The following is a 10,853-nucleotide window of genomic DNA, read 5'->3' as shown; positions in this document are numbered from 1 at the left end:
CTGAAGAAGGGGGTGCTCGAGCTCTGCGTGCTCGCGCTGCTCTCCCGACAGGACAGCTACGCCTATGAGATCGCGAGCCGTTTGGCCGAGGGGATCGATATGGGGGAAGGCACCATCTATCCGTTGATGCGAAGGATGCAGACCGACGGGCTGGTCGACACCTATCTGGTGGAGAGTTCTTCCGGTCCGCCGCGCAAGTATTACAAGCTGACTGAGGCCGGGAAGCTGAGCTTCACGACGCAGAAGGCGGAATGGGCGGCGTTTTCCCGCGCCGTCGAGGCCATCCTGGGAGAGACGAAATGACCCGGCAGGCCTTTATCGATCGATTGCGGCTGGGCCTCTCGGGCATGCCGCCGCAAGCCATCGCCGAAACCATCGCCGACTACGAGACCCACTTCGCCGAGGGCCTGGCCGCAGGCCGGACCGAGGAGGAGATCGGTGAGGCCCTGGGCGATCCCGCCCGGCTGGCCCGCGAGCTGCGCGCCGAGATCGGCCTGAAGAAGTGGGAAGAGCAGCGCAATCCCTCGGCCGCGGCCGGGGCGATCTTCGCGGTGCTGGGCCTTGGCGCCATCGACGTGCTGATCCTGCTGCCGATCCTGATGACGGTGGCCGGCACCCTGTTCGGACTGATCATCGGCGCGGTGGCGGTGTTCTTCGCCGGCGGTTTCGTCTTCGCGGTGGGTCCGTTCCTCGAACCCCCCGGCGGAACGGCCGCGGCCCTGCTGGCCGGCATTGGGCTCATGGCGCTGGCCAGCTCGGTCGGCGCGGTGCTGACCCTGGTGGTGATCGGCTTCGTCAATGCGCTCGTCTGGTACGGGCGGCTGCACTACCGGCTGCTGAAGCCGGCCATCGAACCGCAGGCTTAAGAGGTGGGCAATTCCATGATCCGCGTCCTCATCCTCATCGCCGTCACCGGCTTCTTCGTCGGCGTCGTGGCGCTCTCCAGCGCCGCGGCCATCGGCGGCCCCGATATCGCCGCCCACAACTGGAAGTGGGTCGAGAAGTGGAGCAACCGCGAATGGCGCGACCACGCGCGCCATGACGCCGACTACGACTTCGACATCGACATGGACGGTCCCGGCGGCGTCACCGTCACCCGCGAGATCGCCTGGAACGGCGGCGACAAGCTCGACGTCGAGATCGTGGCCGAGGTCGAGTTCACCCAGGCCGAAGGGCCGGGCAAGGTCGTGATCACCGGCCCCAAGCGCCTGGTGGAGCGCGTGACCCTCAACGACGGCCGTCTGGGCATGAGCGGCCCGAACTTCGCCGGCCGCCGGATGAAGGTGACGATCACCGCGCCCGGCGTCAGCGCCTTCGACATCGGCGGCGACAGCAGCCTGGCGGTCGCGGGCTACAAGCAGGACACCCTGTCGCTCGACGCCTCCGGCTCGTCGGAGGTGTCCGTCAAGGGCGCGGCGCGGATCCTCAACGCCGACGTCTCGGGGGATTCGGACGTCGATCTGATGGGGCTCACCTTGGACGAGGCCTCGGTCGACAGTTCGGGCTCCTCGGAGATTTCGCTGGCGCCGAAGACCACGGCGAACCTGGACATCTCCGGCGGCTCGGAAGTGACCCTGCTCACCAAGCCGACACGCCTGGCCACCGACATCTCCGGCGGCGGCGAGCTGCACGAGGCCGCGAACTAGCGCGGGGCGAGATGCGCCCCCTCTGGGGGAGCTCCCGGCCGCATGGCCGGGTGAGGCGGACTTTGACTCTCGTGTGTGGGCTGCAACCCCCACCGTCACGTCGCCAAAGAGGGCGACGCGCCACCTCCCCCAAACCGCGCTGCGCGCTGGGGGAGGATCTGTGTGCGCCTAGCTCCGCCCCGCCAGCGCGCGGGCCACGACCGGGGCGAGGCCGCGGGCGATGATCTGGACGCCCTGGGCGTTGGGGTGGAAGCCGTCCTTCTGGTTCAGGCCCGGCGTCTGGGCCACGCCCGCCAGCAGGTTGGGATAGAGCACGGCCCCGTGCGCCCGGGCGACGGCGGCGAACACCGCCTCGAACTCCCGGGCGTAGGCGCGGCCGATCACCGAGGGCGGCTTCAGGCCCGCCACCACCACGGCGATCTTGCGCGCCTTCAGGCGGGCGACGATGCGGTCGAGATTGGCCTTGGTCCGCTTGGGGTCCTGGCCCTGCAGCAGGTCGTTGCCGCCGAGCGCCACCACGCAGACGGTAGTGTCCTTCTGGACGCTGAAATCCAGGCGCGCGAGGCCGCCGGCGGTGGTGTCGCCCGAGACGCCCGCGCCCCGGACCAGGGCCGATGTCCGCAGCCGGCTGAGCTCGGCCTGCAGGCGGGCGGGCAGGGCGGCGGCGGCCGGCAGGCCGTAGCCCGCGGTGATGGAATCGCCCAGCAGGGTGACCACGGGCCTGGGCGCGGCCAGCGCCACGCCCGGCAGGGCCAGGGCGGCGGCGAGCAGCACGCGGCGGGTCGTCAGACTTGAGGGTGTGTCGGCCATTCTCCTGCCCTATCTAAGGCTTCGCTTGCGAAGCTCAACATCCAACCCGAGGTCCCTTTGTCCGACGCTGGTCCGCCGCTCGTCCTGTCGAACGTCTCGCTCACCCTGCCGTCGGCCGCCGGTCCCGTGGATATCCTGCGCGACCTGAGCTTTTCCGTGGCCGAGCGCGAACGGGTGGCGATCACCGGGCCGTCCGGCTCGGGCAAGTCGTCGCTGATCGCGGTGGCCGCGGGGCTGGAGCGGCCGACCTCCGGCTGGGTCACCCTGTTCGGCCGCGAGCTGTCGAAGCTGGACGAGGACGGCCGCGCCCGGCTGCGCCGAGGCCGGGTCAGCCTGGTGTTCCAGGCCTTCCACCTGCTGCCCAACATGACGGCCCTGGAAAATGTCGCCGCGCCCATGGAGATCGCCGGCGCGGCCGACGCGGAGACGATCGCCAAGAGCTGGCTGGACCGCGTCGGGCTCTCGGCCCGGCTGCGCCACTATCCCCACCAGCTTTCCGGCGGTGAGCAGCAGCGCGTGGCCCTGGCCCGTGCGCTCGCGCCGCGGCCCGCCCTGTTGTTCGCCGACGAACCCACCGGCAATCTCGACGGCGTCAACGCCGCCCACGTCACCGACCTGCTGTTCGGCCTGGTGGCGGAGGAGGGCGCGGCCCTGGTCCTGGTCACCCACGACGAGGCCCTGGCCGCCCGCGCCGATCGCCGGGTGCGGCTGGCGGACGGACGCGCGGCGTGAGGTTCCTGGCCCTGAGGTTCGCGACCCGCGAGCTCCGCTCGGGGGTGAAGGGGTTCCGCATCTTCCTGGCCTGCCTGGCGCTGGGCGTGGCGGCTATCGCCGCGGCTGGATCGACGGCGGAGGCCTTCCGCACGGGCCTGGCCAGCCAGGCGCGGGAGATCCTGGGCGGCGACATGTCCGTCTCCCTCGAGCAGCGCCGGTTCACCCAGGCCGAACGCGCGGCGATCCAGGCGGCGGGCCGGACGTCCTGGGCGGTCGGGACCCGCGCCATGGCCCAGACGGCGTCCGGCGAGCGGCGCCTGGTGGAGCTGCGCGGGGTCAGCGAGGCCTATCCGCTGTCGGGCAAGGTGACCCTGGAGACCGGCCAGCCGCTGGCCCAGGCGCTGGCCGTGCGCGACGGCGTCGCCGGGGCGGCGGTGGAGCGGGCGCTGCTGCAGCGCCTGCGGCTGAAGATCGGCGACCAGATCCTGGTTGGCGAGATGCCCGTGGTGGTCCGCGACGTGCTGCTGGCCGAGCCCGACCGCCTGTCGCGGGGCTTCGCCCTGGGGCCTCGGGTGCTGGTGCGCCGCGAGGCCGTGGCGGGCGCCGGGTTCCTGGAGCCGGGCCTCACCTTCGCCGAGACCGCCCGCGTCGCCCTGCCGCCGGGCGCCGACCTGAAGGCCGCGCGCAGGGACCTGCGCAAGGCGCTGAAGGACAAGTCGATCCGCATCCGCGACCGCGACGACGCCGCCCCAGGCATCCGCTGGCTGATCGATCAGCTGGAATACTTTCTCGGCTTCATCGGCCTGGCCTCGCTGGTGGCCGGCGGGCTTGGGGTGTTCGGCGCCGTCACCGCCTTCCTGGAGGCGCGCAAGCCGTCCATCGCGGTGCTGAAGTCGCTGGGCGCGGAAGGCCCGTTCATCCGCGACCTATATCTCATCCAGATCGGGGTCCTGGCCCTGCTGGGGGTCGGGATCGGCCTGGCGGCCGGCGCCGCGGCGCCCTTCGTGCTGGGCGGCCTGGTCCCCGACGACATCCCGGTCCCGGCCCTGTTCGACATCTATCCGATCCCGCTGATCAAGGCGGCCGCCTTCGGCCTGCTGTCGGCCGCGGCCTTCTCACTGGCGCCCCTGGCCCGGGCCAGGGCCACGCCGCCGGCCAGCCTGTTCCGGCGCGACGTGGCCGGACGGCTGAAGCTGGGCGTGGAGACCATCGGCGCGGGCCTGGCGGCTATCGCGCTCGCGGCCCTGTCGGTGATCACCGCGCCCACGCCCCTGGCGGCGGCCGGCATGATCGGCGGGGTGGCCGTGTCCTTCGGGCTGCTCTGGGCCCTGGGCCTGGGCGCGGCCTGGCTCGCCGGGCGGCTGCGGGGACGCGCCAGAGGCGCGGTGCGGATGGGCCTGGCCAATCTGGCCGGACCCCGCTCGGCCGCGCGCACGGCCGCGCCGGCCATCGGACTGGGTGTGGCCCTGCTGTCGGCGGTGGTGCTGATTCAGTCCAGCCTGCTGCGCCAGGTGGCCGAGGTCGCGCCGCGCACCGCGCCCGCCCTGGTGTTCACCGAGATCCCTGGGGCGCGGGCCGCCGAGTTCGACGCCGCGGTGGTCGCCGCCTTCGGCGCGAAGCTGACGCCGGAGACCTATCTGCGCGTCCCCTTCCTCACCGGCCGCATCGTGGCGCTGAACGGCGTGGCGGTGAACCGCAAGTCGATCAAGGAGGGCGAGCGCTGGGCCTATGACAACGACATCTCCATGTCGGCCATCGGTCCCGAGCCGGCCGACGCCAAGATCGTCGAGGGCGCCTGGTGGCAGGTCGACCACGCCGGACAGCCGCAACTGGCCATGGAGGTCGACGCCGCGCGCGGCGGGGGGCTGAAGGTCGGCGACACGGTGACGATCTCCATCCTCGGCCGCGAGATCGACGCGAGGTTGGCGGTGATCCGCGAGGTGGACGTCGGCGGCTTCGGGGCGAGCTTCCCCCTGGTGCTGAACCCCGCGGCCCTGGAGGGCGCGGACCTGCGCCATGTGGCCATCGCCAAGGCCAGCCGCGCACAGGAGGCCCGCGCCAGCCGCCAGCTCGGCGCCGCCTTCCCGGAGGTGAACGTGATCTCGGTGCGCGAGCAGCTCGAGGCGGCCACCGACCTGTTCGACCGCCTGGCGCTGGCGATCCGGGGCGCGGCCGGGGTGGCGGCCCTGGCGGGCCTGCTGGTGCTGACCGGGGCCATCGCCGCCCGCGCCCAGGCTAGGGCCCGCGAAGCCACAATCCTCAAGGTGCTGGGCGCCTCGCGGCTGCAGATCCTGTCGGCCTATGTGCTGGAATACGGCGCGGTGGGGCTGATCGCCGGGGTGACCGGCGTGGGCCTCGGGGCGATCGCCGCCTGGCCGGTGGTGACCCTGGTGTTCAAGGCCGACTGGGCCATCGATTGGGGCGGGGTGGCGGCCCTTGTCGGGGGCGCGGCGCTGCTGGCCGGCCTGGGCGGGCTGCTGGCCTCGCTGCAGGCGCTGGCCAAGCGGCCCGCCGATGCTCTGCGCGCCGAATGAGCATTTTCGTTCGAAAATGCTTCAATTCTTGAAATTGGAGCGCGATGGTCGCCGAAACCGGCGGCCACTTTCGGCTATCGCGCTCCAGCTCATTAAGTTTCTGGTGACCGAAGCACCCCGGTATTCGGCGGATGCGATTCGCTCAGTCCGCCGTTCCGAGTTTCGACCATGGGGCCGCCCTGCGCGTGCCGCCGCCGCATGACGTGAAGAACTGGCGGACCCTGTGGATGTGGCTGGGCGACCAGGCCCAGGCCATGACCGAGGCCGGCGCGGTCCAGGTCCAGACCCCCGAGGGCTGGACCGTGGCCCAGCCGGGCGACTGGATCGTGCTGTCGGTGAGCGGGGAATACCACGTGGCCCATGCCGGGCGCCGGGCGTTTCATTCGTAGGGCGAACAGCTCACCTACCGCTCATCCCGGCGGGTCCGCCCACCCTACCGCAGCGAGGCGTTCAGTTTGGCGAGGACGTCGAGGCTGGGCGTGAGCTCGGCTTCGTTCAGGCTGTTGAGCGGAACCTCGACGGTGTCGAGGTTCTCGTGGAGGTCGCGGGCCTCGGGGTCGATGAACAGCAGGCCGGTGACGATCTCACCGAGCGCCTGGCGGGCCTGGAGATAGGCCAGGGCGCCGACCCGGTCGCTGGGGTCGTAGTGCTGGGCCAGCTTGTGGAGCTGCAGGACCGAGCCGTCGTGCTGGGTCACGGCGACTGTCGCGCCCGGCGCGTAGTCGACCTCGATGGTCTCGCGGGCCGGCACGACGTCCATGCGGTTCACCGCCTCATTGTGCTCGCGGACATAGTCGTAGCTCTTGGTCGAGCCGACGTGGTTGTTGAACTGCACGCACGGGCTGATGCAGTCGATGAAGGCCGCGCCCTTGTGGGCCAGCGCCGCCTTGATCAGCGGCACGAGCTGGGCTTTGTCGCCGGAGAAGGAGCGGGCGACGAAGGTGGCGCCCATCTGCAGGGCCAGCATGACCAGGTCGATGCCGGCGTCGTGGTTGACCACGCCCTTCTTGGACTTCGAGCCCTTGTCGGAGGTGGCGGAGAACTGGCCCTTGGTCAGGCCGTACACCCCGTTGTTCTCCACGATGTAGAGCATGTTCACGCCGCGGCGGATGGAGTGGGCGAACTGGCCCAGGCCGATCGAGGCCGAGTCGCCGTCGCCGGAGACACCCAGATAGATCAGGTCGCGGTTGGCGAGGTTGGCGCCGGTCAGCACCGAGGGCATGCGGCCGTGGACGGTGTTGAAGCCGTGGGAATTGCCCAGGAAATAGTCCGGGGTCTTGGACGAGCAGCCGATGCCCGACAGCTTGGCGATCCGGTGCGGCGGCAGGTCCAGCTCGTAGCAGGCCTGGATGATGGCCGCGGAGATCGAGTCATGACCGCAGCCGGCGCAGAGGGTCGAGACCGAGCCCTCATAGTCGCGGCGCGTGTAGCCCAGGCTGTTGGTGGCGAGCTTCGGGTGATGAAGCTGGGGCTTGGTGATGTAGGTCATTCGGCGGCCTCCGCGCTTCGGGCGGTCATCAGATCGCCGATGGCGCCGGCGATGAAGCGGGCGGTGATCGGGGAGCCGTCATAGTTCAGCACAGCGATCAGCTTGGACGGGGCGACGTCGCCCTCGTTGACCAGCAGGGTGCGTAGCTGGGCGTCGCGGTTCTGCTCGACCACGAACACCCGGTCGTGGGCGGCGATGAAATCGAACACCTCGTCGGCGAACGGGAAGCCGCGCACGCGCAGGGCGTCGAGGTGCAGACCTTGGGTCTCCAGGGTCTCCAGCGCCTCGTGCATGGAGGGCGCGGTGGAGCCGTAATAGATCACGCCCTCGCGGGTCGCGCGCCGGGACGGCCTTGCGACCGGGGCGGGGACCAGGGCCTTGGCGGTCTCGAACTTGCGCAGCAGGCGCTGCATGTTGTCGACATAGACCGCGCCCTCCTCGCTGTAGCGGGCATAGGGATTGCGCGAGGTGCCGCGGGTGAAATAGCCGCCCTTGGTCGGGTGGACGCCGGGATAGGTGCGGTAGGGGACGCCGTCGCCGTCGACGTCGAGGTAGCGGCCGAACTCCTTGCCGGCCTCCAGGTCCTCGTAGGTCATCACCTTGCCCCGGTCGAGCTTGCGCTCGGGGTCCCAGGCGAAGGGCTTGGTCAGCCACTCGTTCATGCCGATGTCGAGGTCCAGCATGACGAAGATGGTGGTCTGCAGCCGGTCGGCGAGGTCGAAGGCCAGCGCCCCCATCTCGAAGCACTCGCCCGGATCGGCGGGCAGCAGCATGGGGTGCTTGGTGTCGCCGTGGCCGGCATAGGCGCCGGCCAGCAGGTCGGCCTGCTGGGTGCGCGTGGGCATGCCGGTGGAGGGCCCGCCGCGCTGGACGTCGAAGATCACCGCGGGGATCTCGGCGAAATAGGACAGGCCGATGAACTCGGTCATCAGCGAGACGCCAGGCCCCGAGGTGGCGGTGAAGGCCCGCGCCCCGTTCCAGCCCGCGCCCACCACCACGCCGATGGAGGCGATCTCGTCCTCGGCCTGGACGATGGCGTAGCGCGCCTTGCCCGTTTCCGGATCAGTCCGGTAGTCCTCGCAGAAGCCGGTGAAGGCCTCGGCCAGCGAGGTCGAGGGGGTGATCGGATACCAGGCGCAGACCGTGGCCCCGCCATAGACCGCGCCGAGCGCCGCGGCCATGTTGCCCTCGACGAAGATCCGCTCGCCCACAGCGTCGGCGCGGGCGACCTTGAGGCCGAGGGGCGCCAGGGACTGGGCCACGTAGTCCGAGCCCATCTTCAGCGCCGCGACGTTGGCCGAGATCAGCCGGTCCTTGCCCTTGAACTGCTCGGCGAGCAGGGTCTCAAGCACTTCGAGCTCGATGCCAAGAAGAGCGGCCAAGGCCCCGACATAGATGATGTTCTTGAACAGCTGCCGCTCGCGCGGGAGCTGGTAGGCGGCGTTGCAGATCGCCGTCAGGGGCACGCCGACCACATTGATGTCGTTGCGGAATTTCTCGCGGGGCAGGGGCTTGGTGGAGTCGTAGAAAAGGTAGCCGCCGGGCTCGATCTCAGCGAGGTCGCGGTCCCAGGTCTGCGGGTTCATGGCGACCATCAGGTCCACCCCGCCGCGCCGGCCCAGGTGGCCCGCCCCGGTCACCCGCACCTCGAACCAGGTCGGCAGGCCCTGGATGTTGGACGGGAAGATGTTGCGCGCCGCCACGGGCACGCCCATCCGCAGGATCGACTTGGCGAACATGCCGTTGGCGCTCGCCGATCCCGATCCGTTGACGTTGGCGAACTTGACGACGAAGTCGTTGACGGCCTCTAGCGGCATGTCTCCCCCGCATGGGTCATATCCAGGAGGAACTTCTGCATGTCCCAGGCTCCGGTCGGGCAGCGCTCGGCGCAGAGGCCGCAGTGCAGGCAGACGTCCTCGTCCTTGACCATCACGCGGCCGGTCTTGAGGTCGCCTGAGACCAGGATCGCCTGTTCGGTGTTGAGCGCCGGGGCGTTGAGGCGACCGCGCAGGTCGTCCTCATCGCCGTTGTCGGTGAAGGTGATGCAGTCCACCGGGCAGATGTCGGCGCAGGCGTCGCACTCGATGCAGGCGGGCTCTGAGAACACCGTCTGGATGTCGCAGTTGAGGCAGCGCTGGGCCTCGCGATAGGCCATCTCGCGGTCGAAGCCGAGCTCGACCTCGACCTTCACGTCCTTGAGCGCGACGGCCTTGTCGCGCAGCGGCACCCGGTAGCGCAGGTCGTTGGCGATGTCGTTGTCGTAGCTCCACTCATGGATGCCCATCTTCTGGCTGGCCATGGAGAAGCCGGGCGGCGGCCGGTCGGTGAGGCTCTCGCCCTTGCAGAACTTGTCGATGGAGATGGCCGCGTCGTGGCCGTGGGCCACGGCCCAGATGATGTTCTTCGGCCCGAAGGCCGCGTCGCCGCCGAAGAACACCTTCGGATGGGTGGATTGGAAGGTCACCGGGTCGACCTTGGGCATGCCGTTGGCTTCGTCGAAGGCGAGGCCGATGTCGCGCTCCATCCAGGGGAAGGCGTTCTCCTGACCCACGGCGATCAGCACGTCGTCGCATTCGAAGTGCTGGTCGGGTTCGCCGGTGGGGACCAGGCTGCGGCGGCCGCGCTCGTCGAACCTCGGTTCGACCTTTTCGAAGGTGACGCCCGTCAGGCGGCCATCCTCGTGGGTGAAGGCCTTGGGCACCAGGAAGTTGAGGATCGGGATGTCCTCGTGGATGGCGTCTTCCTTCTCCCAGGGGGAGGCCTTCATCTCCTCGAAGCCGGAGCGGACGATCACCTTGACGTCCTCGCCGCCCAGTCGGCGCGACGTGCGGCAGCAGTCCATGGCGGTGTTGCCGCCGCCCAACACGATCACCCGGCGGCCGATCTTATCGATATGGCCGAAGGAGACGCTGGAGAGCCAGTCGATGCCGATGTGGATGTGGCCGGCGACCTCCCGCCGACCCGGCAGGTCCAGGTCGCGGCCGCGCGGCGCGCCCGAGCCCACGAAGACCGCGTCGTAGCCCTCGTCGAGCACGGCTTTCAGGCTGTCGACATACTGGCCCAGCCGCATCTCCATCCCCAGGCCGGTGATGTAGCCGACCTCCTCGTCGATCACCGACTCGGGCAGGCGAAAGCGGGGGATCTGGCTGCGGATCATGCCGCCCGCCTTGGCGTCCCCGTCATAGAGCACCAGCTCATAGCCGAGCGGCGCCAGGTCGCGCGCCACCGTCAGGGCGGCGGGGCCCGCGCCGATCAGCGCGATTCGCTTGCCGTTCGACACCGCCGAGGGGGACGGCAGGCGGCCGGTGATGTCGTCCTTGTTGTCAGCCGCCACCCGTTTGAGCCGGCAGATGGCGACGGGCTCGTCCTCGACCCGGCCGCGGCGGCAGGCCGGCTCGCAGGGGCGGTCGCAGGTGCGGCCCAGGATTCCCGGGAAGACATTGGACTTCCAGTTGACCATGTAGGCGTCGGAATAACGGCCTTCGGCGATCAAACGGATATATTCGGGGACCGGCGTATGGGCAGGACAGGCCCACTGACAATCAACAACCTTATGAAAGTAGTCGGGACCTTCGGTACTGGTGCGCTGCACAAACCACTCCCTCTCCCCGACGCCGTTCTTTCGCAGGCGCGAAGACGAGCTCCAATGAAGCAAATCCC

At 69.9% G+C, this 10,853-nt stretch carries 10 protein-coding genes; 6 read left to right on the top strand and 4 right to left on the bottom strand.

Annotated features, from left to right (window positions below):
- The 3 genes from Q8Q77_RS02140 to Q8Q77_RS02130 all read left to right on the top strand — a co-directional run.
- Nucleotides 1–303 (top strand): PadR family transcriptional regulator (locus tag Q8Q77_RS02140; RefSeq protein WP_305580698.1); only part of this gene is annotated, 303 nt, incomplete at its 5' end.
- Nucleotides 300–866, top strand: coding sequence for a DUF1700 domain-containing protein (locus tag Q8Q77_RS02135; RefSeq protein WP_305580696.1), 567 nt, complete (start codon nt 300–302; stop codon nt 864–866). The genes Q8Q77_RS02140 and Q8Q77_RS02135, both read left to right, overlap by 4 nt.
- Before the next feature lie 15 nt (nt 867–881).
- Nucleotides 882–1,646 carry a GIN domain-containing protein gene (locus tag Q8Q77_RS02130; protein ID WP_305580694.1) on the top strand — a complete coding sequence of 255 codons (765 nt, stop codon included), beginning with the start codon at nt 882–884 and terminating at the stop codon, nt 1,644–1,646.
- 168 nt (nt 1,647–1,814) lie between these two features.
- Here Q8Q77_RS02130 and Q8Q77_RS02125 read toward each other — a convergent pair whose 3' ends face one another.
- Nucleotides 1,815–2,456: an arylesterase gene (locus Q8Q77_RS02125; RefSeq protein ID WP_305580692.1), complete on the bottom strand. Its 642-nt coding sequence runs from the start codon at nt 2,454–2,456 to the stop codon at nt 1,815–1,817.
- Between the two features lie 57 nt (nt 2,457–2,513).
- On the opposite strand from Q8Q77_RS02125, the gene Q8Q77_RS02120 reads away from it, so the two are divergent.
- The 3 genes from Q8Q77_RS02120 (at nt 2,514) to Q8Q77_RS02110 (ending at nt 6,093) form a co-directional block, all read left to right on the top strand.
- The gene (locus Q8Q77_RS02120) at nt 2,514–3,188 is read left to right on the top strand and encodes an ABC transporter ATP-binding protein (protein ID WP_305580690.1); all 675 of its coding nucleotides are present in this window, start codon (nt 2,514–2,516) and stop codon (nt 3,186–3,188) included.
- Nucleotides 3,185–5,704 carry an ABC transporter permease gene (locus Q8Q77_RS02115; protein WP_305580689.1) on the top strand — a complete coding sequence of 840 codons (2,520 nt, stop codon included), beginning with the start codon at nt 3,185–3,187 and terminating at the stop codon, nt 5,702–5,704. Before Q8Q77_RS02120 ends, Q8Q77_RS02115 begins: the two co-directional genes overlap by 4 nt.
- 131 nt (nt 5,705–5,835) lie before the next feature.
- Nucleotides 5,836–6,093 (top strand): hypothetical protein, encoded by a 258-nt coding sequence (locus Q8Q77_RS02110; protein WP_305580687.1) that lies wholly within the window; start codon nt 5,836–5,838, stop codon nt 6,091–6,093.
- A 44-nt stretch (nt 6,094–6,137) separates the two neighbouring features.
- On the opposite strand, the gene Q8Q77_RS02105 is transcribed toward Q8Q77_RS02110, so the two are convergent.
- The 3 genes from Q8Q77_RS02105 to Q8Q77_RS02095 are packed head-to-tail and all read right to left on the bottom strand — an operon-like array spanning nt 6,138 to nt 10,785.
- Entirely contained in the window at nt 6,138–7,193 is a 1,056-nt protein-coding gene (locus tag Q8Q77_RS02105) for a 2-oxoacid:ferredoxin oxidoreductase subunit beta (protein WP_305580685.1), read from the bottom strand.
- Entirely contained in the window at nt 7,190–9,010 is a 1,821-nt protein-coding gene (locus Q8Q77_RS02100) for a 2-oxoacid:acceptor oxidoreductase subunit alpha (protein WP_305580683.1), read from the bottom strand. Before Q8Q77_RS02100 ends, Q8Q77_RS02105 begins: the two co-directional genes overlap by 4 nt.
- Nucleotides 9,001–10,785, bottom strand: a complete 1,785-nt coding sequence (locus Q8Q77_RS02095) for an FAD-dependent oxidoreductase (RefSeq protein WP_305580681.1) — start codon at nt 10,783–10,785, stop codon at nt 9,001–9,003. The genes Q8Q77_RS02100 and Q8Q77_RS02095 overlap by 10 nt, the downstream gene beginning before the upstream one ends.
- Between the last annotated feature and the right edge of the window lie 68 nt (nt 10,786–10,853).

This window comes from Phenylobacterium sp. (assembly GCF_030698145.1).
Classification (GTDB): Bacteria; Pseudomonadota; Alphaproteobacteria; order Caulobacterales; family Caulobacteraceae; genus Phenylobacterium.
The sequence above is the reverse complement of the archived record's forward strand: the minus strand, read 5'-3'. Positions and strand labels throughout refer to the sequence as shown.